24 protein-coding genes and 1 tRNA gene are annotated in these 26,148 nt (G+C 65.1%); 22 read left to right on the forward strand and 3 right to left on the reverse strand.

From position 1 onward, the window contains the following. The first annotated feature begins 428 nt into the window (after window positions 1-428). The 10 genes from PSET11_RS16945 (at window position 429) to xerD (ending at window position 10,803) form a co-directional block, all read left to right on the forward strand. Entirely contained in the window at window positions 429-1,466 is a 1,038-nt protein-coding gene (locus tag PSET11_RS16945; protein WP_238989188.1) for a hypothetical protein, read from the forward strand. Then, complete coding sequence (locus PSET11_RS16950; protein WP_238989189.1) at window positions 1,391-2,389, forward strand: hypothetical protein; 999 nt, start codon at window positions 1,391-1,393, stop codon at window positions 2,387-2,389. The genes PSET11_RS16945 and PSET11_RS16950 overlap by 76 nt, the downstream gene beginning before the upstream one ends. 5 nt (window positions 2,390-2,394) lie before the next feature. Further along, window positions 2,395-3,384, forward strand: a complete 990-nt coding sequence (locus tag PSET11_RS15205; RefSeq protein ID WP_124093176.1) for an HAD-IIA family hydrolase — start codon at window positions 2,395-2,397, stop codon at window positions 3,382-3,384. Window positions 3,385-3,393: 9 nt separating this feature from the next. Beyond that, entirely contained in the window at window positions 3,394-3,675 is a 282-nt protein-coding gene (locus PSET11_RS15210) for a hypothetical protein (RefSeq protein WP_203415995.1), read from the forward strand. After that, window positions 3,675-4,490, forward strand: a complete 816-nt coding sequence (locus tag PSET11_RS15215) for a TlyA family RNA methyltransferase (protein WP_124093177.1) — start codon at window positions 3,675-3,677, stop codon at window positions 4,488-4,490. Before PSET11_RS15210 ends, PSET11_RS15215 begins: the two co-directional genes overlap by 1 nt. Before the next feature lie 13 nt (window positions 4,491-4,503). After that, window positions 4,504-5,541, forward strand: coding sequence for an NAD kinase (locus tag PSET11_RS15220; RefSeq protein WP_124093178.1), 1,038 nt, complete (start codon window positions 4,504-4,506; stop codon window positions 5,539-5,541). A 4-nt stretch (window positions 5,542-5,545) separates the two neighbouring features. Continuing rightward, window positions 5,546-7,285, forward strand: a complete 1,740-nt coding sequence (recN, locus tag PSET11_RS15225; protein ID WP_124093179.1) for a DNA repair protein RecN — start codon at window positions 5,546-5,548, stop codon at window positions 7,283-7,285. Between the two features lie 109 nt (window positions 7,286-7,394). Continuing rightward, the gene (gene pyrG / locus PSET11_RS15230) at window positions 7,395-9,161 is read left to right on the forward strand and encodes a CTP synthase (RefSeq protein WP_124093284.1); all 1,767 of its coding nucleotides are present in this window, start codon (window positions 7,395-7,397) and stop codon (window positions 9,159-9,161) included. 26 nt (window positions 9,162-9,187) lie between these two features. Continuing rightward, complete coding sequence (locus tag PSET11_RS15235) at window positions 9,188-9,850, forward strand: NUDIX domain-containing protein (protein ID WP_124093180.1); 663 nt, start codon at window positions 9,188-9,190, stop codon at window positions 9,848-9,850. Further along, complete coding sequence (gene xerD / locus PSET11_RS15240) at window positions 9,850-10,803, forward strand: site-specific tyrosine recombinase XerD (protein WP_124093181.1); 954 nt, start codon at window positions 9,850-9,852, stop codon at window positions 10,801-10,803. Before PSET11_RS15235 ends, xerD begins: the two co-directional genes overlap by 1 nt. Window positions 10,804-10,948: 145 nt before the next feature. Here xerD and PSET11_RS15245 read toward each other — a convergent pair whose 3' ends face one another. Continuing rightward, entirely contained in the window at window positions 10,949-11,638 is a 690-nt protein-coding gene (locus tag PSET11_RS15245; RefSeq protein ID WP_203415996.1) for a hypothetical protein, read from the reverse strand. Between the two features lie 28 nt (window positions 11,639-11,666). Here PSET11_RS15245 and PSET11_RS15250 point away from each other — a divergent pair, with 28 nt between their 5' ends. After that, the gene (locus tag PSET11_RS15250; RefSeq protein WP_124093182.1) at window positions 11,667-12,203 is read left to right on the forward strand and encodes an 8-oxo-dGTP diphosphatase; all 537 of its coding nucleotides are present in this window, start codon (window positions 11,667-11,669) and stop codon (window positions 12,201-12,203) included. Window positions 12,204-12,227: 24 nt separating this feature from the next. Here the strand turns inward: PSET11_RS15250 and PSET11_RS15255 are convergent, their stop codons facing one another. Beyond that, window positions 12,228-12,941: a response regulator gene (locus tag PSET11_RS15255; RefSeq protein WP_124093183.1), complete on the reverse strand. Its 714-nt coding sequence runs from the start codon at window positions 12,939-12,941 to the stop codon at window positions 12,228-12,230. Next, window positions 12,938-14,599: a sensor histidine kinase gene (locus tag PSET11_RS15260; RefSeq protein WP_124093184.1), complete on the reverse strand. Its 1,662-nt coding sequence runs from the start codon at window positions 14,597-14,599 to the stop codon at window positions 12,938-12,940. Before PSET11_RS15260 ends, PSET11_RS15255 begins: the two co-directional genes overlap by 4 nt. A gap of 141 nt (window positions 14,600-14,740) precedes the next feature. Between PSET11_RS15260 and PSET11_RS15265 the strand changes: the two genes are divergently transcribed. The 11 genes from PSET11_RS15265 to PSET11_RS15315 all read left to right on the forward strand — a co-directional run bounded on the left by PSET11_RS15265 (window position 14,741) and on the right by PSET11_RS15315 (window position 26,105). Further along, entirely contained in the window at window positions 14,741-16,090 is a 1,350-nt protein-coding gene (locus tag PSET11_RS15265) for a cation:dicarboxylate symporter family transporter (protein ID WP_124093185.1), read from the forward strand. Window positions 16,091-16,343: 253 nt separating this feature from the next. Then, on the forward strand, window positions 16,344-17,243 hold the full coding sequence (locus tag PSET11_RS15270) for a ParA family protein (protein ID WP_124093186.1): 900 nt from the start codon (window positions 16,344-16,346) through the stop codon (window positions 17,241-17,243). Next, window positions 17,227-18,069 (forward strand): segregation and condensation protein A, encoded by an 843-nt coding sequence (locus PSET11_RS15275; protein ID WP_377946749.1) that lies wholly within the window; start codon window positions 17,227-17,229, stop codon window positions 18,067-18,069. The genes PSET11_RS15270 and PSET11_RS15275 overlap by 17 nt, the downstream gene beginning before the upstream one ends. Then, on the forward strand, window positions 18,066-18,725 hold the full coding sequence (scpB, locus tag PSET11_RS15280; protein WP_124093187.1) for an SMC-Scp complex subunit ScpB: 660 nt from the start codon (window positions 18,066-18,068) through the stop codon (window positions 18,723-18,725). The genes PSET11_RS15275 and scpB overlap by 4 nt, the downstream gene beginning before the upstream one ends. 112 nt (window positions 18,726-18,837) lie before the next feature. Continuing rightward, window positions 18,838-20,055 carry a pseudouridine synthase gene (locus PSET11_RS15285; protein ID WP_124093188.1) on the forward strand — a complete coding sequence of 406 codons (1,218 nt, stop codon included), beginning with the start codon at window positions 18,838-18,840 and terminating at the stop codon, window positions 20,053-20,055. Between the two features lie 2 nt (window positions 20,056-20,057). Further along, window positions 20,058-21,167: a prephenate dehydrogenase gene (locus PSET11_RS15290; protein WP_124093189.1), complete on the forward strand. Its 1,110-nt coding sequence runs from the start codon at window positions 20,058-20,060 to the stop codon at window positions 21,165-21,167. After that, on the forward strand, window positions 21,167-21,880 hold the full coding sequence (cmk, locus tag PSET11_RS15295) for a (d)CMP kinase (protein WP_124093190.1): 714 nt from the start codon (window positions 21,167-21,169) through the stop codon (window positions 21,878-21,880). Before PSET11_RS15290 ends, cmk begins: the two co-directional genes overlap by 1 nt. A 31-nt stretch (window positions 21,881-21,911) precedes the next feature. Beyond that, the gene (locus PSET11_RS15300; protein ID WP_124093286.1) at window positions 21,912-22,595 is read left to right on the forward strand and encodes a lysophospholipid acyltransferase family protein; all 684 of its coding nucleotides are present in this window, start codon (window positions 21,912-21,914) and stop codon (window positions 22,593-22,595) included. Between the two features lie 10 nt (window positions 22,596-22,605). Further along, window positions 22,606-24,156, forward strand: a complete 1,551-nt coding sequence (gene der / locus PSET11_RS15305) for a ribosome biogenesis GTPase Der (protein ID WP_124093191.1) — start codon at window positions 22,606-22,608, stop codon at window positions 24,154-24,156. Between the two features lie 146 nt (window positions 24,157-24,302). Further along, window positions 24,303-24,376 (forward strand) — tRNA-Pro (locus tag PSET11_RS15310). A gap of 136 nt (window positions 24,377-24,512) precedes the next feature. Continuing rightward, entirely contained in the window at window positions 24,513-26,105 is a 1,593-nt protein-coding gene (locus PSET11_RS15315; protein ID WP_160118992.1) for an ABC-F family ATP-binding cassette domain-containing protein, read from the forward strand. The last annotated feature ends 43 nt before the right edge of the window (window positions 26,106-26,148 follow it).

Consider the following 26,148-nt stretch of genomic DNA (forward strand, 5'->3'; position numbering starts at 1 on the left):
CACCCACCCAAACAACCCACCGCCGTCGCACACCACAAACCCAAAAGCGGCGTCACCCGCAACAACCCCGGGAGGGATGTCGAAACCGGCGCAACAACCCCGGGAAGGATGTCGAAACCGGCGCAACAACGCCGGGAGGGTTGGTGTGAACATGTCCACCATCACCTCTTGTTTTGGGCGGAGCGTGCCGTCCGCTAGCGTGGCTCCTTTAGAATTGATACAGATGTACGGACTTCGAAGCGCTTGATTTCGGGTTGCGTAGGAAAACAAAACACGGAACAGAGCGGCTGCAGTTGGCGCCAGCGGTCGGCTCACAACAGGAGGAATCCCCATGGCCGAGCACAACGGCGGTAACCGAGGCAACAACCGAGGACCGTTCAGGGGGAACAACTCCGGTGGTGAGTCGCGTGTATTCGGCGCGCGCGACAATGGCGGCAACGACCGTAAGCCCTACGGCGATCGGGACAACTCGAAGTCTTTTGGTGACCGTCCCCGTCGTGACGGTGACGCCGGCCCGCGCGGCTTTGGCGGTGCAGGCCGTGGCGCTGGTGCCGGAGGGTCAGACCGCGGCGAACGCAAGCCTTTCGGTGACCGGCAGGATCGTCCTGAGCGTCAGGGGCGCGATGATCGCGGCGGCCCGCGTGGCTTCGGTGGCGCAGGCTCCAATGACCGTGGTGAGCGTAAGCCCTACAGTGACAGGGATAACCCCCGCTCGTTCGGTGACCGCAAGCCCTTCGGCGATCGTCCGCGGCGCGACGGCGACAGTGGCCCCCGCGGTTTCGGTGGCTCGGGCCGAGGCGCTGGTGCCGGGGGATCAGACCGCGGCGAACGCAAGCCTTTCGGTGACCGGCAGGATCGTCCTGAGCGTCAGGGTCGCGATGATCGCGGCCCGCGTGGCTTCGGTGGCGCAGGCTCCAACGACCGTGGTGAGCGGAAGCCCTACGGTGACAGGGACAATTCCCGCTCCTTCGGTGACCGCAAGCCCTTCGGCGATCGTCCGCGTCGTGACGACGCTGGCCCCCGTGGCTTCGGTGGTGCAGGCCGTGGCGAAGGCGCATCAGACCGCGGCGACCGCAAGCCCTTCGGCGACCGTCAAGATCGTCCCGACCGCCAGGGTCGCGATGATCGCGGCCCGCGTGGCTTCGGCGGCGGCGCAGGCCGCGGTGCCGGTGGATCGGATCGTGGTGATCGGAAGCCTTACGGTGACCGGGAGAACTCCCGCTCGTTCGGTGATCGCAAACCTTTCGGTGACCGCCCAGACCGCGGCGACCGTCCCGACCGCGGCGATCGCCAAGACCGTTCCTACAGCCAAGATCGCCGTCAAGGAGATGACCGCAGGGACAGCGCACCGCGCAGCTTCGGTCATGACCGTGAAGAGCGTCCTGTCCGCGTGCCCAACGCTCGGGACCTCCGCAGCGCCAACCGCCCTGACCGGGAGCGTTCGCCCGAAATCGACGAGGATGTGACGGGCAAGGAACTTGACCGCCCCACACAGCACCAGATCAAAACACTGGAGCCCAAGAGCGCAGAGTGGGTGGCGCGCCACTTGGTGATGGCGGGTCGCCTGATCGATGACGAACCTGAGCTGTCATTTCAGCATGCCCTCGCGGCGAGCCGTCGTGGCGGCCGGTTGGCAGTGGTCCGCGAAGCCGTGGGCCTGACGGCTTACGCTGCCGGCCACTATGGTGAGGCGCTGCGTGAATTCCGTACCTACCGCCGCATCAGTGGCTCGAACGTGCACTTGCCTGTCATGGCGGACTGCGAACGCGGTCTTGGCCGTCCCGATCGTGCCCTTGACGTGGTTCGCTCGGAGGAAGCCAAGGATCTGGACGCTCCCGGCAAGGTGGAGTTGGCGATTGTCGCAGCTGGAGCCCGGACGGACCTCGGTCAGCTGGATGCGGCCGTGGCCGAGTTGGAGATCACCCAGCTGGACCTGCACCGAGCCTTCTCCTACAGCCCGCGCCTCTTCCGCGCCTACGCCAACGCGCTCGAAGCCGTTGGCCGGACGGACGATGCCAGCACCTGGAGCAAGCAGGCCGTGGTCGCCGAGAACGCCCTGGGCCAGGGTGTTGATGAGGAACCTGACATTATCGACCTCGGTTGGGACGAGGAAGAGGAAGCACGCGAGGAGGCCGAGCGCCGTCGTACCTTGGCGGATGCCGCCAGCGCAGCCCAGAACGCTACCAGCGCAAAGGTTGACGACGCTGCTGCTGGCACGGACAAGGATGCAGCGAACGACGACGGCGATCCCCAGGACGCGGCCATCGAGGACGCAGAATCGGACTACTTCGAGTCCGACGACGCCGAATCGGACGAGGACTCTGCCGAGTCCGAAGAGGGCGTAGAAGCTCCCGAAGCCAACAGCCACGACGATCGCCGGGAAGACTGACCCGTATGCCGGAAGCGACCCTGATCTCGCACTTCGATGCGCTGTTGGCTGACCTGGATGGCGTGGTCTATGCAGGGCCCCACGCCATCCCGGGCGCCATCGATTCGCTGCAGCAGTTGGCCGGGCTCGGAGTGGGCCTGGGCTACGTGACCAACAACGCATCCAGGTCTCCTGCCCAGGTCGCCGCCCACCTGCGGGAATTGGGTGCGCCGGCTGAGGACAACCAGGTGGTCAGTTCGTCGCAGGCAGCGGCGGATCTGCTCGCGGCCAGGTTGCCCGCGGGATCCAACGTTTTGGTGACGGGCAGTCCCGCGTTGGCCCATGAGTTGGAGCTCGTGGGGCTGGTGCCCGTGCGCAGCCAGGCCGATGATCCCGTGGCGGTAGTCCAGGGGTTCAGCCCGGATCTGGGCTGGAAAGACCTCGCCGAGGCCACGTATGTGGTGCGAGCGGGGGCGTTGTGGGTTGCCACGAATACTGACATGTCCATCCCGCAGGAACGCGGCATCGCCCCCGGCAACGGCACCCTGGTGTCAGCCGTCGCCGCAGCCACCGGGCAGCAGCCGCTCGTGGCGGGCAAGCCTGAGGCGCCGCTGTTCCACTCTGCCGCCAAGCGTCTGTCCGCGCAGCGTCCGCTGGTGGTGGGGGATCGGCTGGACACCGATATCCTGGGCGGCAACAACGCCGGATTCGCCACGGCCGCGGTCCTGACCGGCGTCGACACCACCCTCAGCATCCTGGCGGCCCGGACTGCGGAGCGCCCGCAGTACATCATCGGCAGTCTGCCGGAACTGTTCGAGCCCTATCCAGAGGTAACGCACGACGACGGCACGTACTCCTGCGGTACGGCGACGGCGCGCGTGGCTGGCAGCGCCGTGGGCATCATCGGCCGCGAGGACAGCCTGGACTCGTGGCGGGCAGCGTGCGCTGCGTGGTGGGCGGCCACTCCGGACGCCGCGACTGCCCAAGCGCCCCAGTTGACCTGGCTCAATCACTAGACTGGTTGGATGACCGAGCTGAGCGCACCCGAACCTCATGACGCGGCCCAGCAACCACTGGGCTGGCCGGTACCAGCCAGCCCGGTGGCTGATTCCGCCGTAGCTGCGGCGTTGGCGGCCCTTGCGGAGATCCCGGCGCAGCCCGTTGCACAGCAGCAGGAAACGTACGCGGTGCTCCACGATGAACTGTTGGCCGCCCTCAACGCTGAACCAGCAAGCGTCCAACCAGCCAACTTCCCACACCCGTCGGCCGCAAAGCTCACGAAAACTGCCCACGAAGGGACCATCTGATGCCGGTTCGCCTCGACCAGGCGTTGGTGGCCCGTGGCTTGGCCCGTTCGCGGACCCATGCGGCAAGCCTGATCGCCGAAGGCAAGGTTAGTTCGGCGGGTCAGGTTCTGGCCAAGGCGTCCCTTCAAATACCCGAGGACCGGGAACTCGCTGTTGAACGCGATGACCAGGACATCTATGTGAGCCGTGCCGGGCACAAGCTGGCGGGCGCGTTGGACGCCTTCCCGGACATCGTGGTGACCGGCAGGCGGTGCCTTGATGCTGGCGCATCGACCGGCGGATTCACTGACGTGCTGCTCAGGCGGGGCGCCGCGCACGTGGTGGCGGTCGACGTCGGGCATGACCAGCTGGTGCCCAGCATCCGTACCGATCCACGCGTGGAAGTTCATGAGGGCATGAACGTCAGGTACATGACGGCGGCGGATATTGGCGGCACCGCGGCGCTGACGGTGGCAGACCTGTCGTTCATCTCGCTGACCTTGGTGGCAGTGCCTTTGGCCCTGGCAACTGAGCCGGGCGGGGACCTGGTGCTCATGGTGAAGCCACAGTTTGAGATCGGCAAGGACCGGCTGGGCAAGAACGGCGTGGTCACTTCGGAACGGGAACGCCGGATGGCAGTGGCGAAAGTTGCTGCCGCCGCCGTCGACGCCGGGACTGAGCTTCGCGATCTGGCGGCCAGTCCGCTGCCCGGCCAGGACGGAAACGTCGAATACTTCCTGTGGATAACGCGCAGGATGACCTTGGACCTGCCTAAGATCGAAGAGCGGGAAGCAGCTGTTGCTGCCTTGCTCGGGCGTATCTGGCCGAATCACTAGAGAGCGGAACCTGATGAGCAGGCGTGTCCTTGTCCTTGCCCACACCGGCCGCGAGGAATCCTTGAAGGCTGCCTGGGAAGCGTGTGCCCTGTTGCACGGCTCCGGCATGATTCCGGTCATGCAGGATTCCGAGCAAGCTGACATGGAGCGGTTCTTCGGACATTTGGCCCAGCCGGTCGAGATCCTCAACGACCATGTTGAACTGCAAGATGTTGAACTGGTCATGGTGCTGGGCGGCGACGGCACCATCCTGCGGGCGGCCGAGCTGGTCCGCGAGGTGGACGTACCCTTGTTGGGCGTGAACCTAGGCCACGTTGGCTTCCTGGCCGAGAGCGAGCGGGCCGATCTTGCCCTGACCGTGGAGTGGATCGCCAGCCGCGATTACACGGTCGAGGAGCGGATGACCATTGACATCCAGGTGTGGGTCCGCGGCCAACGGATTTGGCACACGTGGGCTTTGAACGAGGCCGCAATCGAGAAAGCGGACCGGGAGCGCATGCTCGAAGTGGTGACGGAAGTGGACGAACGCCCGCTCACGTCCTTTGGTTGCGACGGCATTGTGGTGGCCACGCCCACCGGGTCCACCGCCTACGCTTTTTCTGCCGGCGGACCCGTGGTGTGGCCGGAGGTGGAGGCCCTGGTGATCGTGCCGATCAGCGCGCACGCGCTCTTCGCCAAGCCGTTGGTGGTCTCGCCGAGATCCCGGCTGGCAGTGGAAATCCTCACCCGAACGGATGCCCAAGGCGTCCTGTGGTGCGACGGCAGGCGATCCGTTGACCTGCCACCGGGCGCGCGGGTGGAAGTCACCAAGTCCACCACCCCTGTACGCCTCGCCAGGACCCATCAGACACCGTTTTCCGCCCGTCTGGTCCGGAAATTCGAACTCCCCATCCACGGTTGGCGCGGCCCCGCGCCCAAGACCAGCCAGGTCACCACCGGGCCCGTCCCGATTGTCCGCACCCTACGCACCTTGCCGCCGCTGCAGGCCCCGGAAGGGGTAACCGGGGCGGCGCCCGACGCTTTCCCCACCGATCCGCCAACTGCGAAGTGAAGCCATGCTTGAAGAACTGAGAATCCGCGATCTGGGCGTCATCACCGACGCCACGCTGCCGCTGGGCCCAGGGCTGAGCGTCGTCACCGGCGAAACAGGCGCCGGCAAAACCATGGTGGTCACCGCCGTCGGGCTGCTGCTGGGTGCCCGCTCCGACGCAGGAGCTGTCCGCAGCGGGGCCAAGAGTGCCACCGCGGAGGCCGTGCTGAGGCTCCCCAGCGGGCATCCCGCCGTCGTCCGGGCCGTGGACGCCGGCGCGGTCATTGAGGAGTACGACGGCGGCGCGGAGTTGATCCTCGCCCGTCGACTGGGTGCTGACGGCCGCAGCCGTGCCTTCTTGGGCGGCCGGGCCGCCCCCGTGGGAGTCCTGGCCGAAATTGGTGAGCAACTGGTGGTGGTCCATGGCCAGTCAGACCAGATTCGACTGAAGGGCGCAGCTGCCCAACGCGGTGCGCTCGACAAGTTTGCCGGGTCGGGCCTGGCGACGTCGATGGCTGCCTATCAGGAGCTCTACGCCCATTGGCGCGCCAGCCAGGCAGAACTGGATGAGCTGCAGAGCGCGGCGCGTGACCGGTTGCGTGAGGCCGAGTCCTTGGCTGTAGCCCTCGCCGAGATTGATGAGATTGAGCCACAGCCGGGCGAGGACGAGGCCCTCAAAGCCGAAGCCGTGAAGTTGGCCAACGTTGAGGAGTTACGGATCGCGGCGACCACCGCCCAGCAGGCACTCATCGCGGAGGATTTCGGTGACTCCGGGGATGCCACCACCATGGTGGATGCTGCCAAACGCACCCTCGAGCATGTGGCGGAGCATGACGCGGAACTCGGCCAGGCTGCCGCCCGGCTCGCCGAGGTGGGCTTTCTGCTCAATGACATTGCCACGGATTTGGCCAGCTACCAGGCGGGCCTGGATTCCGAAGGGCCTGAGCGGCTGGCCGAAATCGAGGAGCGACGGGCCGCGTTAGCCAAACTGGTCCGCAAGTACGCCCCCACCATCGACGAAGTCCTCGAGTGGGCAGAGCGTTCGCGCATCCGGTACGACGAGCTGCAGGACGATTCCACCCGGATCGAGGCCCTCGCCGCTGATGTGGTGCGGGCCGAGGCGGACCTGCGCAAGCAAGCCGCCGGCGTGACCAAAATTCGCACCAAGGCGGCCAAGGACCTGTCTGCACGTGTCAGCGCCGAACTGACGGCCCTGGCCATGGCGGACGCCACGCTGGTGATCACCATGGAACCTGCCGGCGCGCTGGGACCCCACGGCGCAGACGAGATCGCCTTCCTGTTGCAGCCGCACTCCGGGGCACCAGCCCGTCCGCTGGGCAAGGGCGCGTCCGGTGGTGAATTGTCCCGGGTGATGCTGGCCATCGAGGTGGTCCTCGCCGCCGTGGACCCTGTGCCCACGTTTGTTTTCGATGAAGTGGACGCTGGCGTGGGTGGCCGGGCCGCCGTCGAAATTGGCCGCCGGTTGGCCATGCTGGCCCGCCATGTCCAGGTTCTGGTGGTGACCCACCTCCCGCAGGTGGCCGCCTTCGCAGACCAGCACATCACGGTGACCAAAACGTCCGTCAGGGGCGCCGACGGCGGCACTGCCACCGGGTTCACTTCCAGCGACGTCCGCCTCCTCAGCGATGCCGAGCGGGTCCGTGAGCTTGCTCGCATGCTGGCCGGACAGGAGGACTCGGAATCGGCGCGGGCCCATGCTCAGGAATTGCTGGATGACGCCAAGTTGCTGCCGCAACGGGCCTGAGCCGCGTCAACCCCTTGATCAAGACGCTCCCTGAGACGCACACTTGATCATTTGGGGCAGCAGGTGTGGTGGAGACCAAAGATGTGGCGACCGGTGGAAGGCTCAAATGATGATAGGCTCGAATTCCGTGGTGCAGCGATCAAATTCCCGTGTAAATTCCCGGTTTCCGGGTTCATCCAAGACGACCAAACACATCTTCGTAACCGGTGGTGTGGCGTCCTCGCTCGGTAAGGGACTCACGGCTTCCAGCCTTGGTCACCTCCTGCGGGCCCGCGGTTTGTCTGTAACAATGCAGAAGCTCGATCCCTATCTGAATGTGGATCCGGGCACCATGAACCCGTTCCAGCACGGCGAGGTCTTCGTCACGGACGATGGCGCTGAGACTGACCTGGACATCGGGCACTACGAGCGCTTCCTCGACGAAAACCTCGAGGGTTCCGCCAACGTCACCACCGGTCAGGTGTACTCCACCGTGATCGCCAAGGAACGTCGTGGCGAGTACCTCGGTGACACCGTCCAGGTCATCCCGCACATCACGGACGAGATCAAGCGCCGGATGCGGCTGCCCGCCGAAGGCAAGAACGCACCGGACGTCATCATCACCGAAATCGGCGGCACGGTGGGCGACATCGAGTCGCAGCCGTTCCTCGAATCGGCCCGCCAGGTGCGCCAGGACGTAGGCCGCGGCAACGTGTTCTTCGTCCACGTCTCGCTAGTTCCGTACATCGGACCGTCGCAGGAACTGAAGACCAAACCCACGCAGCACTCCGTGGCAGCATTGCGGTCCATCGGCATCCAGCCCGAAGCGATCGTCATCCGCTCCGACCGCGAAATCCCCGAAGCCATGAGCGCCAAAATTGGCCGCATGTGCGACGTGGACCTCGAAGCCGTCATCGGCTGCCCGGACGCGCCCAGCATCTACGACATTCCCAAGACCCTGCACCGGCAAGGCTTGGATTCGTACATTGTGCGAGCCTTGAACCTGCCGTTCAAGGACGTCGACTGGACCAGCTGGGACAAGCTCCTCGAAGCTGTGCACAACCCCCGGCACGAGGTCGAAATTGCCTTGGTGGGCAAGTACATCGACCTGCCGGACGCCTACCTCTCCGTCACCGAGGCACTGCGTGCCGGTGGCTTCGCCAACGAAACCAAGGTCAAGATCCGCTGGGTCCCCTCGGACGAATGCGAAACCCACGAAGGCGCTGTCAAGGCGCTCGACGGTGTCGACGCCATCTGCGTGCCGGGCGGCTTCGGTATCCGTGGCCTCGAAGGGAAGCTCGGGGCGCTGAAATTTGCCCGCGAAACCAAGCTCCCGGTCCTTGGCCTGTGCCTTGGCCTGCAGTGCATGGTCATCGAGTACGCACGCAACGTGGTGGGGCTGGAGGGTGCGTCCTCCAGCGAGTTCGAACCGGACTCCAAGTACCCCGTGATCGCCACCATGGAAGAGCAGCTTGAGTTTGTTGAAGGCGCCGGCGACCTCGGTGGAACCATGCGCCTGGGCCTCTATGAGGCAAAGCTGGACGCCGGGTCCGTCATTGCCACTACGTACGGAGCCACCACCGTCAGCGAACGCCACCGGCACCGCTACGAGGTCAACAACAAGTACCGTGACCAGATCGCTGCCAAGGGCTTGGTCTTCTCCGGCACGTCCCCTGACGGCAAGCTGGTGGAGTACGTGGAGCTGCCCGCTGACGTTCACCCGTACTACGTGGCCACGCAGGCGCACCCGGAACTGAGCTCACGACCCACCCGGCCGCACCCGCTGTTCGCCGGCCTGGTCAAGGCTGCGCTGGCGCACCAGAACGGTGCTTCCGAAGAGCTGCCCGAGTCGTTGACTGCTGACGCCGCTGAGCCCGGCGCCGTCGCGGCGAAGTAACAACCCAACAGAAAAGAGACGGCGCGATGCCCGGTACACCCGAAACCACCCCTGCCAATCGGGAAGTTTCGGATGCACCGAGTCCGCGCCGTCTTTTGTCTTCCGAGAAGGTTTACGCGGGCCGGATCTGGGACGTCGTCAGTGACACGTTCAGCCTGCAGGACGGCGGGGAACCACTCACTCGCGACTTCATCGACCACCCAGGTGCCGTAGCCGTCCTGCCGATGAACGCAGCAGGGGAGATCTTGCTGCTCCGCCAATACCGGCATCCGGTGGGCATGGACCTCTGGGAGATTCCAGCCGGCCTCCTGGACATTGAGGGCGAGGATTTCGTGGTGGGCGCGGCCCGGGAGCTTGCCGAGGAAGCGGACATTGCGGCTGGCACCTGGAACGTGTTGGCCGATTTCTTCAACTCCCCAGGCTCCTCCAGCGAAGCGATCCGCATCTACCTGGCCCGGGACATCACCGAGATCCCGCACCAGGATCGGCACCAGCGGACTGATGAAGAAGCTGAGATCGAGTTTCATTGGATCAGCCTCGACGACGCCGTCTCTGCCGTCTTGGCGGGTCGACTGCACAACCCGTCTGCCGTCGTCGGGATCCTGGCTGCAGCGGCCGCCCGGGCCGGGGACTACGCAGCCCTACGCCCAGCGGATGCGCCCTGGCCGGCCCACCCCAGCCAGCGCTGATGAGCGCTGCGCCGCCGCCCACTGCTGTTGACCGCGGCATCACCGACTACCTCCAGCACATGGGGGTGGAGCGTGGGCTGGCCGCCAACACGCTCGCGGCATACCGGCGAGACCTGACGCGGTACGCGCACTACCTGCAGGCCGACGGCACCCGGGCACCCGGCGACATCACCCGTCAGCACGTCACAGGCTTTGTCCGGGCGCTCTCGGAAGGGTCGGACGGCGGCTCCGTCCTCGCCGTCCGTTCGGCAGCCCGGACGGTGGTGGCCGTCCGCGGCCTGCACAAGTTCTGGGCGCTTGAAGGCTACACGGTGGCAGACCCCGCCAGTGAAGTCCATCCGCCCATGCCCGGCAAACGCCTCCCCAAAGCCATCAGCGTGGCAGAGGTGACACGTATCTTGGAGGCGGCCGGAACGGACACGGCCGCTGGACTCCGTGACCGGGCGTTGCTCGAATTCCTATATTCCACCGGCGCCCGGATCAGCGAGGCCATGGACTTGGATGTTGATGACATCTCGCTGGCCAGTGATGATGACGGCCCCGCAATTGTTCGGCTCTTCGGCAAGGGTTCCAAGGAGCGGCTGGTGCCGCTGGGGTCCTATGGTGCCAGGGCCTTGGACGCCTACCTGGTCCGGGGCAGGCCGTTGTTGGCAGCCAAGGGAAAGGGCACCCCGGCGCTTTTCTTGAACGCCCGCGGCGGCCGGATCAGCAGGCAGAGCGCTTGGACCATCATCAAAACGGCAGCGGAAAAAGCCAACATCACCCGGGCCGTTTCGCCACACACACTTCGGCACTCCTTCGCCACCCACCTGCTGGAGGGCGGGGCGGATGTCCGTGTGGTCCAGGAACTCCTGGGACATGCATCCGTCACCACCACCCAGGTGTACACGCTGGTCACCGCAGACACCCTGCGCGAAATCTACGCTGCGGCGCACCCGAGGGCATTGGGCTGACCGGGTTGCCAGACTGGCCCGGTTTTGGAGGGCTGGTGGTGGAGCTGCTGTGCTCCGGCGTACCGGGTGGGCTGAAAACTGGGCTGGTGTGGCAGCAGCCCGAGCCGGGACCTTAGACTGGTGTGGCAGCGGCCCAGGCGGGGGACTAAAGCACGGCGTCCAGGGTCAGCTCCACGGCGCTCAGAAACAACGCCAGCACCGACGAACCCATGGCCGCCACCAGCATCAGGCCGGGGTGTGCCAACCCGATCACCACCCGTCGAAGCCTCGGCTGACCACGGAGGAATGATGCCGGCACCCGGGTGCGGGCAGGGGACTGGGTCCAGCCGCGCAGCCTGCGCAGGAACCAGGCGCAGCGGGCTACGAACGCCAGCCAGAGGACCGAAACCACCAGCGGAACGAGGGCCGCCATCAGGTTCAGGCCCAGGGCAGTCACCTCCCGTTCCGAATCGCCGGCCAGCGCCTGGATGGTGGTGGAAATCGACGCGCTGAGAACCACTGAAATTGACCACACCAGGAACGCCGCCACCAAGGCGAGGAACCGGACAAAGAACAGGCTCAGCACCGATTCCCGGACCGGTTTGACCTCGTGTCGTGGCGTCACGTGCAACACGGCCAAGGTGCAGACCATAGTGGGTAGGGCGGCCATGCCCACCAGCAGGTACCAAGTCCAGCCGGAGATATCCACGAATTCATCGAGGATGATCAACGCGGTCCACAGTCCGGACCACGCCCAGCCCCAGTACAGCGGGTTGCGGACCAGCCAGTCCGGCAATCGGGCATCGAGCGCAGAACCGCGGGTGGGCCTGCGCCCCGGGGCGATATCCTCAGTCACCCCTAGAGCTTCGCATAGGCTGGGCGGCATGACTGCCGACCCCGTGACTTTGTGCTTCTTCCTCCGTGACAGCGGTCCCGGCCAGGAAGTCCTCTTGGGCCACAAACGCACCGGTTTTGGCCGTGGCAAGGTAGTGGGGGTGGGCGGTCACGTCGAACCCGGCGAGACGGTGCTGGCCGCCACCTGCCGGGAAGTCCTGGAAGAGGTCAACGTCACCGTTGCGCCGGAAGACCTGCTTCCAGCTGGGACCGTCGATTTCGTCTTCCCCGCCAGGCCGGAATGGAACATGTTCTGCACCGTCTTCCTGACCCGGCGCTGGCTGGGGGAGCCTTCCGAAAGTGACGAGATCACCCCGGCTTGGCACCCCGCCGACCAGTTACCCACGGCCCTGATGTGGGCTGACGCCGAGCACTGGCTGCCGGCGTTGTTGTCCGGGCGGCGCACGGACGTGACAGTAGTCCTGGCAGCGGACAACGAAAATGTGGCCAGCGTCAGGTATGCCGACTGGCCCGCGGACGTCCCGTCGTCGTCGTTTCCCAACGCGGCGGTGCGCGGCGGGGAATAACGACGCCGGCACCCGGCAGTGATGTCAGGCCCGGTACCAGCGGTATTCGTTTTCCGGCCGGCCGGGGGTGCCAAACCGCGCCATCCGGGACACCGTACCCGCATCTGCCAGGTACTCGAGGTAGCGCCGTGCAGTGACCCGGGACATGCCCAGGGCGTCCATGACCTCGGTGGCCGAAACCGCTGCAGTCTGTGCGCGCAGGAAATCTTGGACCGACCCCAAGGTGGAGGTCGATAGTCCCTTGGGAAGCTGAAGTTCAGACGGTGCGCGGAGGCTGGCGAACGCCTGGTCCACCTCGCTCTGCGAGGCGCTGGAGCGGCCTGCCCCGGTTCCTGAGCCGGCCAGTTGTGCCCTGAACTGCTGGTAGCTGGCCAACTTGTCCGCAAACGCGGCATACGTGAAGGGCTTGATGAGGTACTGGACCACGCCGATCGCCACGGCCGCCCGGACGGTGGCGAGTTCCCGGACCGCTGTGATGGCGATAATGTCTGCCAGGATGCCCGCCGAACGCATCCGCCGGGCAATGTCCAGGCCGTGCAGGTCCGGCAGGTTCATGTCGAGCAGGACAAGTTCCACTGGAGTCCCGGCTGCAGCAAATTCGCCCAAGAGCCGCAGCGCCGACTGGCCATCCGGTGCCGTCCCGGCCAGCTCGAACCCTGGTACCCGGCCCACGTAGGTGGCGTGTGCTGCGGCGGCGATCGCCTCGTCCTCAACGACGAGGACGCGGATGGCACTCATGGTTCCCTTTCGGCTGGGGCAGTCTCTGGTGGGGTAGCTGGTTCATGGCCCGGGACGGTAGCAGGCAGGAAAACCTCAAACTTGGCGCCGCGCCTGCCGTTGATGGCCAGCGTACCGCCCAGTCGTTGCACGGCCTGCCGTACCAGGGCCAGCCCAATGCCGCGACCGCCCGGCCCCGACTGCTTGGTGCTGTAGCCGTGCCGGAAAATGTTCGCAGCCGCTGCCGGTGAAATTTCCGGCCCAGAATCGTGGACGGTGACGTCCAGTCCCTCCTCGTCGGATTCGACCGTGAGCCTGACCCGCCGCGGCGGGGGGCCTTCGGTTGCCGCGTCGATGGCGTTGTCCAGCAGGTTTCCCAGGATGGTGACCAGGTCCTGGACCGGCACCCCCGCCACGCTCCCGGACCCAAGGGCTGACACATCCAGCTGCACGCCGTGCTCGTGCGCTTCGGCGACTTTCCCCATCACCAGGGCGCCCAGCACGGGTTCGTCCACGGAGCTGATCATGTCGTCCGTAAGCCGTTGACTCAGGGCCAGATCGTTGGTGGCGAAGTCCAGGGCTTCCTGCATGCGGCCCAGTTCCAGGAGCGACACCATGGTGTGCAGCCTGTTGGCGTGCTCGTGCGTCTGTGCCCGGAGGGCCCCAGACAAGGTTCGCATGGTCTCCAGTTCGTTGCCCAGCGCTTCAATCTCAGTCCTGTCCCGCAGCGTCGCCACGGTGCCATAAAGTGCAGTCCTGCCACGGCCAGCAGGGACGTCCGGCCCCTTGGCCGGGCCCTGGTTGACCACCAGGATCCGCGATCCGGTCAGGACAATCTCATCCTTCGTGGCGCGGCCGGAGATGAAGAGCTCCCGAAGCCCCTCGTCGAGGGGCAGCTCAGCCAACGACGGCGGCCTGGTGGGGTCCAGGGGGCTGCCTGCCAGGCCCAGGAGTTCCGCGGCCTGGTCGTTGTACATCACCACGTTGCCCTTGGTGTCGATCAGGATCAGCCCCTCACGGACTGAGTGCAGCACCGATTCGTAGTAGGCAAAGAGCTGGGAGAGCTGCTCCGGCCCCCACCCGCGGGTAACGCGGCGAAGATACCTTCCCAGCAGCCATGCCGCCAAGGACCCGCCCACCAGCAACGCCAACCCAATAGCCAGCAACGCCGGCAGTCGCGCAGCCAACGCCACATCGACGGTCCGGACCGTCACCCCCACCGCCACCAGGGCACGGACTGTGCCGCCGCCGTCGAGCACGGGAACAATGGTGCGCACCGACGGCCCCAACGTCCCGGCAGTGACCTCAGTGAACGCCTGACCCTGCAGGGCAGCATCAATGGAACCAATGTAGGGCTTGCCCAGCTCCTCGGTCCGCGGATGCGTCCAGCGGGTCCGGTCCGGCGCCATGATGGTGATGAAATCCACGTCGGCGCCCGCCATGACATCCAGCGCGTATGGCTGCAGCACGGCACTGGGATCAGGCGACCCGGCCGCTTGGAGGACCAGCGGGTTGGCGGCAATCGACGCGGCAATGCCTGCCATCCGCAGCCCCGCCTCGTCATAGGTCCGGTCCCGCGCGTCGGTAAAGGTGGCAGTTCCCACGACGGCGATGAATGCCACCACGATCAGCAGGTTCGCCACAAAAAGCCGGCGGGCAATACTCCAACGCTGGATCATCACTGCCTTCCACGACCAATATGAACGCAACGGTGACCTGGATCACGGCGTGCCCAATGATGGACATCACACCGCAAGGACGCATCGGGATCCAGAACACGAGCCGTAGCGTCTTCCAGATTATCCATAAGGAGACACATCATGGCCTCTCAACGAGGAGAGTCGCTCGGCACCCTTAAGAAGAAGCGCAAGGGCATCGACAAATCGCACTATCTCTACATCGCCGTCATCGCCGCCGTGATCCTCGGCGCCGTGGTTGGCCTGATGTTCCCCGAGGTTGGCAAGTCCCTCAAGCCTTTGGGTGACGGCTTCATCAAACTCATCAAGATGATGATCGGCCCCGTGATCTTCTGCACCATCGTCCTGGGCATTGGCTCGATCGCCAAAGCCGCGACGGTGGGCAAGGTCGGCGGCCTGGCCCTTGGTTACTTCGTCCTGATGTCCACCTTCGCCCTGGCCATCGGCCTGGTGGTCGGCAACCTGATCCACCCCGGCGAAGGCCTCAAGCTCACCCCCTACGATCCCACCAAGCCGGCCGCCACAGACCCCACGGTAGCCTTCCTGCTGGGCATCATCCCCGGTGATATCCCAGTCCTCCCGACGCTTCTCGCCGCCATCCTGGTGGGCTTCGCACTGCAGAAGATGGGCCCGCAGGGCGCTCCGATCCTGAAGGCGATCGGCCACGGCCAGACCCTCGTGTTCCGCATCTTGATCATGATCATGTGGCTTGCCCCGATCGGCGCTTTCGGTGCCATCGCCGCCGTGGTTGGCGCCACCGGCTTCCAGGCAATCGTGAGCATGTTCACCCTGATGCTTGCCTTCTACATCACCTGCGCCCTGTTCATCGTCATCATCCTCGGCGGCCTGCTCAAACTGGTCACTGGCTTCAACATTTTCAAGTTGATGAAGTACCTGGGCCGCGAATACCTGCTCATCTTCTCCACCTCATCCTCCGAAGCAGCACTGCCCCGCCTGATCGCCAAGATGGAGCACCTGGGTGTCTCCAAGCCCGTGGTAGGCGTCACGGTCCCCACCGGCTACTCCTTCAACCTTGACGGCACTGCGATCTACCTGACCATGGCATCGCTGTTCGTCGCCAACGCCATGGGCACCCCGCTGGACCTCGGCGCCCAGGTATCGCTGCTGGTCTTCATGATCATCGCCTCCAAGGGTGCGGCAGGCGTCACCGGCGCCGGCCTGGCCACCCTGGCAGCCGGCCTGCAGGCCCACAAGCCTGAACTGCTCGGCGGCGTGGGCATGATCGTCGGGATCGACCGGTTCATGTCCGAGGCCCGCGCCCTGACCAACTTCACCGGCAACGCAGTGGCCACCGTCCTGGTGGGCACCTGGGTCAAGGAGATCGACAATGCCCAAGTCAACCGGGTGCTGTCCGGTGAAGAACCGTTCGACGAGCAGACCATGATCGCCGGCCACGGCGAGGTTACCGACGAGCCAACAGCCGACCAGAAGCCCGTTCCCGTCAACGCCTAGCAGCAACCACCGCACAGCGTCTGGCAACCGACACCGCCCCCGCAGCACCACGCTGCGGGGGCGGTGTTGTTTGGCGTGAGCAGGGGGAGTGGGGGCAACCTTCGACCTCAACTAGAGGGTCAAGGCTCAACATTCGCAGAAAGTCAAGTTGACCGGAAAGCCGTGCTCGCGGCTGTAACCTTGGTGAGAAGAAGGCATGCTTCCGGCCGTCCGGGAGCCTGCAATCACCGTCATCGAAAGTGTGGATAGATACGTGAGCAGCGATCAGGGTTCGGCAACTCTGGAGGGCACGGACCTCGATCTTGAGGACAAGGTCATGGGCCCCACCGGGCGTCCCTACCGCGAATTCCCGGAACCCGCACCGCTGTCTTCCCACGGGCCCGCCCGCGTGATTGCCATGGTTAACCAGAAGGGTGGCGTGGGGAAGACCACCTCCACCATCAACCTGGCAGCAGCGCTCGCCGAGTTTGGCCGCAAGGTCTTGCTGGTGGACTTCGATCCCCAAGGTGCCCTGTCTGCAGGCCTCGGTGTCAACCCGCACGAGCTGGATCTCACGGTCTACAACGTCCTGATGGATCGCAAGGTGGACATCCGCGATGCCATCCACCACACCGGCGTCGAAAACGTCGACCTGCTGCCCGCCAACATCGACCTGTCCGCCGCCGAGGTGCAACTGGTCAATGAGGTGGCGCGCGAGCAGGTGCTCGACCGGGCGCTGAAGAAGGTGGAAGACGATTACGACGTCGTCTTGATCGACTGCCAGCCGTCGCTGGGTCTGTTGACGGTCAACGCCCTCACGGCAGCGCACGGCGTCATCATCCCGCTGATCTGTGAATTCTTTGCGCTCCGCGCGGTTGCCCTGTTGGTAGAAACCATCGACAAGGTCCAGGACCGGCTCAACCCCAGGCTGCAGGTGGACGGCGTCCTGGCCACCATGTACGACGCCCGGACCCTGCACAGCCGCGAGGTCATCACCCGCCTGGTCGAGGCTTTCGGGGACAAGGTCTTCGAGACCGTCATCAAGCGGTCCATCAAGTTCGCCGACGCCACCGTGGCTGCAGAACCCATCACCAGCTACGCCGGGAACCATATTGGTGCCGATGCCTACCGTCGCCTGGCCAAGGAACTGATCTCCCGTGGCGGCGCTCCCTAGCCACACCGTGGTCGACACCAAGCCCGCCTTCGAGGTTCGGCTCGCCAACTTCACCGGCCCTTTTGACGTGTTGCTGGGGCTGATCGCCAAGCACCAGATGGATATCACGGACGTGGCTATCGCCACCGTTACCGATGAGTTCATCAAGTACATCCGCAACCTGCAGGAGCAGGGAAACAACTGGGATCTGGACGAGGCCAGTGAGTTCCTGGTCATTGCGGCCACCCTGCTGGATCTCAAAGCTGCCCGACTCCTGCCCGCCGGAGCGGTTGATGATGAAGAAGACATTGCCCTCCTGGAAGCCCGTGACTTGCTGTTCGCGCGGCTCCTGCAATACCGAGCCTTCAAGCAGGTGGCGGCATTGATGTCCGTGACGCTGGAGCACGAAAGCCAGCGGTTCCCGCGCCAAGTGGCCCTGGAAGACCACTTTGCGGCCATGCTGCCGGAACTGGTGTGGAAGCACACGCCCGAGCAGTTCGCTGCCCTGGCCGCTGCTGCGCTGCAACCGAAAACCCCGCAGCCCAACGAGGTTGGCCTGGCGCACTTGCATGGCCACAGCAGCAACGTCAGCGTCAAGGAAGAAGCGGAATTGGTGGGCCGCCGGCTCCAGCGCCAGTCACCATTGACGTTCCGGGCATTGATCGCGGATGCCAGCTCACCGCTGGTGGTGGTGGCCCGTTTCCTTGCCCTCCTTGAACTGTTCAGAGACAAAGCAGTCACGTTTGACCAACTGGCACCTTTGGCCGAACTGGCCGTCCACTGGACCGCAAGCGGGAGCACCTGGTCGGCGGATAACGTCAGCGAAGAGTACGAGGACCCACAGTGAGCACACCAGACCAGACCGACAACGAGCAGTTGCCCGGCGTCACCGATCTTCCCGGCGGGGCGAAGGCTGCCCTCGAAGCGGTCCTGATGGTTTTGGACCAGCCAGCCACTGAGGCAGAGCTTGCAGCCGGCCTGGACCTGGACGTCCCCACGGTGGCCGGGCTGCTCCTTGAGCTGCAGCGCGACTATAACGGCTATACTGTTAAAGCCCCGGATATGGAGAAGGCCAGCAACGCTGGTTTCGGCTCCAGCCCCCGGGGTTTTGAATTGCGGAATATCGCCGGTGGCTGGCGAATCTATTCCCGCACGGATTTCGCCGAGATCGTGGGCAAATACGTGTTGGAGGGACAGACAGCCAGGCTCACGCAGGCGGCATTGGAAACGCTCGCGGTCATCGCGTACCGCCAGCCCGTCTCACGGGCACGGGTGTCTGCAATTCGCGGGGTCAATGTTGACTCTGTCGTACGGACACTCGCTCAGCGCGGGCTGATTGAAGACTCGGGACAGGATCCCGAGTCTGGCGCCATCCTCTACCGGACTACCTCGTATTTCCTGGAACGGATGGGCATCAGCTCCGTGGTGGAGTTGCCGCAATTGTCGCCGCACCTTCCAGGGCTCGATGGCATCGCGGAGTTCTACGACGCCGAACGAATGTAGGCCAAGGTACTTCTTGGCCTGCTCGAAATACTCATCAGGGCAGACGAAATCTGCACGGCTGGCTAGGGTTGTCTATAGACACCTTTGCCGGCCAACACACAAAGGACGGGTCATGACACAGGCGGGACGCCAGGGTTCACCACGTAACGGTTCAGGACGGGGCGGCGCAGCGCGCGGCGGTTCTGGACGCAACACCCCCCAAGGGGGAAACTTCAGCGGCGGATCCCGCGGCGGCGCCCCCAAACGCGCCGGCGGCTTCAACGCTGGCGGCTTTGCAGGCGGCGATCGGCCGCAGCGCGCACCCAAGCCGCGCGAGGAGCGCTTCATCGACCCGGACCTTGCAGGTCCCGACGCCGGCCGCGCACCGGAGCAAAGCCAGGCCCGGTCGTCGTCGCGCAAGCCCGCCGCCCGCAAGCCCGGCGACAAAAAGGTGCCCGGCACTCCCGGCGCGCCGAAGGCCAAGCCGCGCACCGGCAAGCCGGGCGCAGCAGCATCGCGTGCCTTCGGCAGCGAACGGTTCGGTCAGAACCTGGGCCCGATTCGCCGCCCTACCCGCAGGAAGGGCCCCAGCGGCCCGGTGCCGCAGTCGGATCTCCACGATGTTGACGGCGTACGCCTGCAGAAGGTCATGGCCCAGGCGGGCGTGGCGTCACGCCGCGTCTGCGAAGAAATGATCGCTGAAGGCCGCGTTGAGGTTGACGGTCAGGTAGTTACCGAACTCGGTGTCCGGATCGACCCCAAGACCGCAGTGGTCCATGTGGACGGCCTGCGCATCCAACTCGACGAAACGCTCTCCTACTTGGTCTTCAACAAGCCCAAGGGTGTCGTGTCCACCATGGAAGACCCCGAGGGCCGGCCATGCATCAGCGATTTCATTAAGCACAGCCACGGCGAACGGCTGTTCCACGTGGGCCGCTTGGACGTGGGCACCGAAGGGCTGCTCCTGCTGACCAACGACGGCGAACTGGCCAACCGGCTGACGCACCCCTCCTACGAGGTGCCCAAGACGTACCTGGTCCAGGTCCGCGGGCCGTTCCCGCAGGGCGTGGGCGCCCAGCTGAAGTCGGGCGTTGAGCTTGAGGACGGCTTCGCTTCGGTGGACTCCTTCCGGCTGGTGGATTCTACCCCGGGGCACGTGCTGATCGAGGTAGTTTTGCACTCCGGCAAGAACCGGATTGTCCGCCGCTTGTTCGATGCCGTGGGCTTCCCGGTGCTCCGACTGGTGCGCGTGAAGATTGGCCCCATCGGCCTGGGCGATCAGCGCCAGGGCAGCATCCGCAACCTCGGCAGGCAGGAAGTCGGCCACCTGCTGGCATCTGTAGGACTCTAGGCATGTCAGCTTTTCGCAACCACGGCCGGGGCCATCTTGATGGTCCGGTGGTGGTCCTGGGCACGGGCCTGCTCGGCGCGAGCATCGGGTTGGGGCTGCGGGGCCGGGGGATCCCGGTCTACCTCAGCGACCCTTCGCCCACCAACCAGGCTGTTGCCGTGGATATTGGTGCCGGTCGGCCCTTGGCCGACTTAGGTGCCGCCCAGCCGCAGCTTGTGGTGGTGGCAGCTCCGCCAGACGTCACGGCTGCCGTGGTGACCGGCGCATTGCGCGACTACCCGGCCGCTACGGTGGTGGACATTGCCAGCGTCAAGGCTGACATCCTGGCCCAGCTGCGGGCTACGGGCGATGACCTGTCCCGGTACGTGGGTACCCATCCCATGGCCGGGCGGGAAAAGTCAGGGCCGGTGGCTGCGCGGGGCGAGTTGTTTACTTCCATGCCCTGGGTGCTTTGCCCCACCGATGTCTCTACTGATGCGGCACTCACTGTTGCCCGTTCACTGGCGACGGACCTGGGTGCCGTGGTGTCGCAGTTCTCCGCAGATGAGCATGACGAAGCGGTGGCTTTGGTCTCGCACCTGCCGCAGGTGATGTCCTCGCTGCTGGCCAGCCGGCTCCAGGGCACGCCCTTGCATGCGTTGTCCTTGGCAGGAAACGGGCTCCGGGACGTGACCCGGATTGCTGCCAGTGACCCCACCCTCTGGGTGCAGATCCTCGGTGGCAACGCCGCCAAGATGGTGGAAATCCTCTACGGCGTCCGCGAGGACCTGAACCGTCTCATTGGCACCCTTGAGGATCCGGCCGCTCCGGGCGCCCGGCTGGACTTGGCGCAACTGATCAGCGAAGGAAACGCCGGCCAGGCCAGGATCCCTGGCAAGCACGGTGGACCACCACAGGCTTACTCATGGCTGACGGTCCTGGTGGATGACACGCCAGGACAGATTGCCCGGTTGCTGACCGAGATTGGCGAAATTGGGGTCAACCTTGAAGACCTTCGGCTCGATCACTCCTCCGGCCAGAACGTGGGCATGGTGGAATTGTCAGTGTTGCCGAATAAACACGACCACCTGATCGAAGCACTCAACGACCGTGGATGGCGGGTATTGCAGTAATGACACAGGAACTCCTCGACACTGTCCCGTCGCTCCGGCAGGGCAGGCCGCTGGTGGTGGCGATTGACGGGCCGTCAGGCTCGGGCAAATCCAGCGTCAGCAAGGAAGTAGCGCACCGGCTTCGTTTGGCGTACCTGGACACGGGTGCCATGTACCGCGCGGTGACCTGGTTCTGCGTCTCGCAAGGCATCGATCTGACGGACGGTGCCGCCGTGGAGCAAGCCTCCCGCGACATGGTCCTCGACCTCAGCTCCAGCCCGCACGAAGAGTTTGTCAGGGTTGCCGGCGTGGACGTGACCGAGGCCATCCGGGAACCGGCCATCTCGGCCGCCGTCAGCGCCGTGGCCACCACCCTGGGGGCGCGGACCGAACTGATTCGTCGGCAACGGGAATTGATCGAAAAACATCACCGGCGCATTGTGGTGGAAGGCAGGGACATCACCACCGTCGTCGCGCCCGGGGCGGAAGTGCGGATGCTCCTGACTGCCAGCGAAGAGGCACGGCTCCGCCGCCGCGGGATCCAGTTGGGCGGCACGCAGACTGCCGAGCAGTTGGCTGCCCAGGTCACGCACCGCGACGCCAAAGACTCCACTGTGGTGAATTTCACCCAGGCCGCTGACGGCGTGGTGACTCTCGACTCCTCAGACCTGGACTTTGCCGAAACCGTGGACGCCGCCCTGGTGATCGTGGCGAGGGTGTTGAACCGTGACTGAGGCTGCACACGCAGTGCCCGCCAACTGGACCATGGCGTGGAGCAGGCCCGTTGGCTGGTTTCTGGACCACGTCATCTACCGGACCACCATCACCGGCAAGGGCCATGTTCCCACCGGGGGACCGGTGATCTTCGCCGCCAACCACATCAGCTTCCTCGACGGGCCGGTGATGTTTGGCGCAGCACCGCGGCCCATGCACATCCTGGTTAAAAGGGAGATGTTCAAGGGCATTCTGGGCCGTGTACTGGTTGCATCCGGGCAGTTGCCGGTGGACCGTACCGGCGACAGGGCCGCGCTGCACCGGTGTAAGGACCTGCTCGACGCCGGCCGGTGCGTGGGGATCCTGCCTGAAGGGACGCGGGGCAACGGGGACGCCGCAGACATCAACGGCGGCGTCGCCTGGCTCGCACTCCAGTCCGGAGCGCCGGTGGTGCCCGTCGCCGTGCTGGGCACCCGGGTGGGCGATGAACACGTGGACACGGTGCCCCGGCCGCGGCGGCGCCTGCACGTGAGCTTCGGCCCAGCCGTAACCCTGGGGCGGAGGGCCGGTGAAACCGGCCGTGCTTCAATGGACAGGGCGGCGCAGGAAATCCGCGCGGCCATGGCGGTGCATGTGCAGGACGCAGTGCGCCGCAGCGGGCAGCCACTGCCCGGCACCGGGGAACCAACAGACTTGATAGCAGTAGCCGGGACGCCGGCAGATGACCACCACTAAGGACAGTGCAATGAGCGATACCACGCAGACAACCGGCCACTCCGGCGCCGGCGACGACGAATACACCCCCTCCGGCTCCGACCAGGTGGCGGAACGGCTCGCAGCCATCGGCGACGACGAAGCGGAACTCCGCGCGGCGTCCCTCCGGGCAGGGCTGGACGACTATGACCTCGATGAGGACGACGCCGCCCTGCTCAGCGGGGACTACGACGACGCCGACTTCGACGGGCCGGTCAAACTTGACCCCGTCCTGGCCATCATCGGCCGACCCAACGTGGGTAAGTCCACCCTGGTCAACCGCATCCTGGGCCGGCGTGAAGCAGTGGTGGAGGACACCCCTGGCGTGACTCGCGACCGGGTCATGTACGCAGCCAACTGGAACGGCCAGAACTTCACCCTGGTAGACACCGGCGGCTGGGAGCATGACGCCCGCGGCATCCACGCCCGCGTCGCAGAACAGGCCGAAATGGCTGTTGAGCTGGCCGACGCGGTGCTCTTCGTGGTGGACTCCGCCGTTGGCGCCACCGCCACGGATGAGGGTGTCATGAAGATGCTCCGCCGCAGCAAGAAGCCCGTCATCATGGTGGCTAACAAGGTGGACGACTTCGCCCAGGAATCCGATTCGGCTGCTCTCTGGGGCCTTGGCTTCGGCGAGCCGTACCCCGTTTCTGCCCTCCACGGCCGCGGTGTGGCAGACCTGCTCGACCACGTGATTGACACCCTGCCCGAGTTCTCCACCATTGAGGGTGTGGAACGCTCCGGCGGGCCGCGCCGGATCGCCTTGATCGGCCGTCCCAACGTGGGCAAGTCCTCGCTGCTGAACAAGCTGGCCGGTTCGGACCGCGTGGTGGTCGACAACACGGCCGGCACCACCCGGGATCCTGTTGACGAGTTCATTGAGCTGGGGGACCGGACCTGGCGGTTCGTTGATACCGCCGGTATCCGCCGCCGCCAGCACATGGCGCAGGGTGCCGACTACTACGCCTCCCTCCGGACCCAGGCTGCCCTGGAGAAGGCGGAGGTCGCCGTCGTGCTCCTGGCAGTGGACGAGGTCCTCAGCGAGCAGGACGTCCGGATCCTGCAGCTGGCCATCGAATCCGGCCGTGCCTTGGTCCTGGCCTTCAACAAGTGGGACTTGCTGGACGACGAACGCCGCAACTACCTGGAGAAAGAGATCGAGCGGGACCTGGCCCACGTTGCCTGGGCCCCGCGCGTGAACATCTCGGCGCTGACCGGCTGGCACAAGGACCGGCTGGTTCCTGCCCTTGACGTGGCCCTGGAAAGCTGGGACCGACGGATCCCCACCGGCCGCCTGAACGCGTTCCTTGGCGAACTGGTAGCGGCGCACCCGCACCCGGTGCGCGGCGGCAAGCAGCCCCGGATCCTCTTCGGCACCCAGGCCTCCAGCCGGCCGCCGAAGTTCGTGTTGTTCACCACCGGTTTCCTGGACCCCGGCTACCGCCGCTTTATCACCCGCCGGCTCCGCGAAACCTTCGGCTTCGAGGGCACACCCATCGAGGTCAACATGCGGGTTCGCGAAAAGCGTGGCAAGAAGCGTTAATTGCGACACACCTGGGCGCACGCGATTGGAAAGTGTCATTGGCACCCCCGGAATCGTGTAAGCTCTTCTAGGTGGTTCGGCCGGACTGCTGATAAAAACCTTGAAGGAATTCTTGGTAGCCAATCAGCGGAGAACGGTGGAACCAGCGGGCTGTAGCGCAGCTTGGTAGCGCACCTGACTGGGGGTCAGGGGGTCGCAGGTTCAAATCCTGTCAGCCCGACAGAAATGCCCTGATGAGAAGTGATTCTCATCAGGGCATTGTTGTTTCCTCGGACGGTCCAGCAGTGGTGTCGCTGATCCATGATCGTCATCCAGTAGGTTTTCCAGCACCATCTGAGCATGACGAAAGAGTTCCCATGAGCCTGGTTCGCCTCAACGATGTCCATGTCCGTTTCGACAACGCGCAGATCCTGCGTGAGGCGTTCTTTCGGTTGGAGAGCAAGGACCGGGTGGGCTTGATTGGCCGAAACGGCTCCGGCAAGACCACGCTGCTCAAACTGGTGCTGGACCAAGTGCAGCCGGACTCGGGGACGGTGTCCCTGGATGACGGGTTGCGGATTGGCTACTTCTCCCAGTTTTCGGAGTTGGACGGTACGGCCACCATCAGCGAAGTGCTGGACGGCCTCTTTGATGAGGTCCATGCTTTGGAAGCGGAACTGGCGCAGATCGAGGCGGCCATCGCCGCTGATCCTTCCGGCGGTCCGGAACAAGACCGGCAGATCATCCGCCAGGCAGAGCTCTTCGAGGACATGGATAGGCTGGACGGCTGGGACTATCCGCGGAAAATTGATCAGGCCCTGACCACGTTGGGCTTCACGGCAGCTCACCGCACCTGCGCCATTGATGACTTGTCCGGCGGCTGGCGGAACCGTGCAGCCCTCGCCAAGATCATCCTTGAAGAACCCGATGTCCTGCTCCTCGATGAGCCCACCAACTTCCTTGATGTGGCAGGCGTTGAGTGGTTGGAGTCATGGTTCCGCGACTTCAAGGGCGCAGCAATCATCGTCTCGCACGACCGCAAGTTCCTCGACTCGGTGGCCACCCGGATCGTCGAAGTAGAAAATTTCCACTTGCACGAATACCCCGGCAACTTCGCCGAATACGTCATTGCCAAACAGTTCCGGCTCAAAACCCTGGAAGCCCAGTTCGTGCACGAGTCTGAGCTGCTGGCCTTCGAAGCCGAAGGCATCGCGGACCGCCGGGAAGCCGCCAAGGCCGGCAGCAAAGGCCTGGGCAGGCAATTGGCCACCATCAAGAAATCTCGTGCACCTCGGCCGGTGGACGAGATCATCACGGAGATCTACCGTGGCCTGCACGTCAAGGACGTCCTCTGCCGAGTCAACGGGCTGGCCAAAGGCTACGGCGACCGCAGCCTGTTCGCCGGGCTCGATTTCGAGATCGGCCGCCGGAACCGGATCGTCGTGCTGGGCGCCAACGGCAGCGGCAAAAGCACCCTTTTGCGGGTGCTGACAGGGGAGGAAACGGCCGACGGCGGCACCGTCGCGTGGGCGGCCGGCGCGCGGGTGATTTCCTATAACCAGGTCCTGGCCGACCTCGACGGGGACGACACCCTGACCCACGCTGTGAACGCGATGCCGGACAGTCTGGCCCTGACGGCGACGCGAAAATCGGTAGCCAGGTTCTTGGCCATGTTCCAGTTCTCCGAAGCGGACAAGAAAAAACGTATCCGCGAGCTGTCCGGTGGGCAACGGGCACGTGTGGCCATGGCCCAGTGCCTGCTGTCCGGCGCGTCGGTGCTGTTGCTTGATGAACCGACCAACCACCTGGACCTGCCCAGCACGCAAGTGATGGAGCGGGCACTGATGCACTTCCCGGGCGCCGTGGTGGTGGTCAGTCACGATCGGTTCTTCACGGACAAGATCGCGAACCAGCTGATCGTCTTTGGTGCTGGAGCCGATGCCGGCACCGTCCAGGTGCGCGCCGCCTGAGGCTTATCCGGGGTCGTCCCGCCTGGTCATCCGCCATTGGGGC

The sequence above is a fragment of the Arthrobacter ulcerisalmonis genome (assembly GCF_900609065.1).
Lineage (GTDB): Bacteria > Actinomycetota > Actinomycetes > Actinomycetales > Micrococcaceae > Arthrobacter > Arthrobacter ulcerisalmonis.

What these genes read in the sequence shown, in the direction of transcription:
- PSET11_RS16945 (WP_238989188.1), top strand. Translation starts at nt 429, where the DNA reads ATGGCGGCAACGACCGTAAGCCCTACGGCGATCGGGACAACTCGAAGT.
- PSET11_RS15205 (WP_124093176.1), top strand. Translation starts at nt 2,395, where the DNA reads ATGCCGGAAGCGACCCTGATCTCGCACTTCGATGCGCTGTTGGCTGAC.
- PSET11_RS15210 (WP_203415995.1), top strand. Translation starts at nt 3,394, where the DNA reads ATGACCGAGCTGAGCGCACCCGAACCTCATGACGCGGCCCAGCAACCA.
- PSET11_RS15215 (WP_124093177.1), top strand. Translation starts at nt 3,675, where the DNA reads ATGCCGGTTCGCCTCGACCAGGCGTTGGTGGCCCGTGGCTTGGCCCGT.
- PSET11_RS15220 (WP_124093178.1), top strand. Translation starts at nt 4,504, where the DNA reads ATGAGCAGGCGTGTCCTTGTCCTTGCCCACACCGGCCGCGAGGAATCC.
- recN (WP_124093179.1), top strand. Translation starts at nt 5,546, where the DNA reads ATGCTTGAAGAACTGAGAATCCGCGATCTGGGCGTCATCACCGACGCC.
- pyrG (WP_124093284.1), top strand. Translation starts at nt 7,395, where the DNA reads ATGATAGGCTCGAATTCCGTGGTGCAGCGATCAAATTCCCGTGTAAAT.
- PSET11_RS15235 (WP_124093180.1), top strand. Translation starts at nt 9,188, where the DNA reads ATGCCCGGTACACCCGAAACCACCCCTGCCAATCGGGAAGTTTCGGAT.
- xerD (WP_124093181.1), top strand. Translation starts at nt 9,850, where the DNA reads ATGAGCGCTGCGCCGCCGCCCACTGCTGTTGACCGCGGCATCACCGAC.
- PSET11_RS15250 (WP_124093182.1), top strand. Translation starts at nt 11,667, where the DNA reads ATGACTGCCGACCCCGTGACTTTGTGCTTCTTCCTCCGTGACAGCGGT.
- PSET11_RS15255 (WP_124093183.1), bottom strand. Translation starts at nt 12,941, where the DNA reads ATGAGTGCCATCCGCGTCCTCGTCGTTGAGGACGAGGCGATCGCCGCC.
- PSET11_RS15260 (WP_124093184.1), bottom strand. Translation starts at nt 14,599, where the DNA reads ATGATCCAGCGTTGGAGTATTGCCCGCCGGCTTTTTGTGGCGAACCTG.
- PSET11_RS15265 (WP_124093185.1), top strand. Translation starts at nt 14,741, where the DNA reads ATGGCCTCTCAACGAGGAGAGTCGCTCGGCACCCTTAAGAAGAAGCGC.
- PSET11_RS15285 (WP_124093188.1), top strand. Translation starts at nt 18,838, where the DNA reads ATGACACAGGCGGGACGCCAGGGTTCACCACGTAACGGTTCAGGACGG.
- PSET11_RS15290 (WP_124093189.1), top strand. Translation starts at nt 20,058, where the DNA reads ATGTCAGCTTTTCGCAACCACGGCCGGGGCCATCTTGATGGTCCGGTG.
- cmk (WP_124093190.1), top strand. Translation starts at nt 21,167, where the DNA reads ATGACACAGGAACTCCTCGACACTGTCCCGTCGCTCCGGCAGGGCAGG.
- PSET11_RS15300 (WP_124093286.1), top strand. Translation starts at nt 21,912, where the DNA reads ATGGCGTGGAGCAGGCCCGTTGGCTGGTTTCTGGACCACGTCATCTAC.
- der (WP_124093191.1), top strand. Translation starts at nt 22,606, where the DNA reads ATGAGCGATACCACGCAGACAACCGGCCACTCCGGCGCCGGCGACGAC.
- PSET11_RS15315 (WP_160118992.1), top strand. Translation starts at nt 24,513, where the DNA reads ATGAGCCTGGTTCGCCTCAACGATGTCCATGTCCGTTTCGACAACGCG.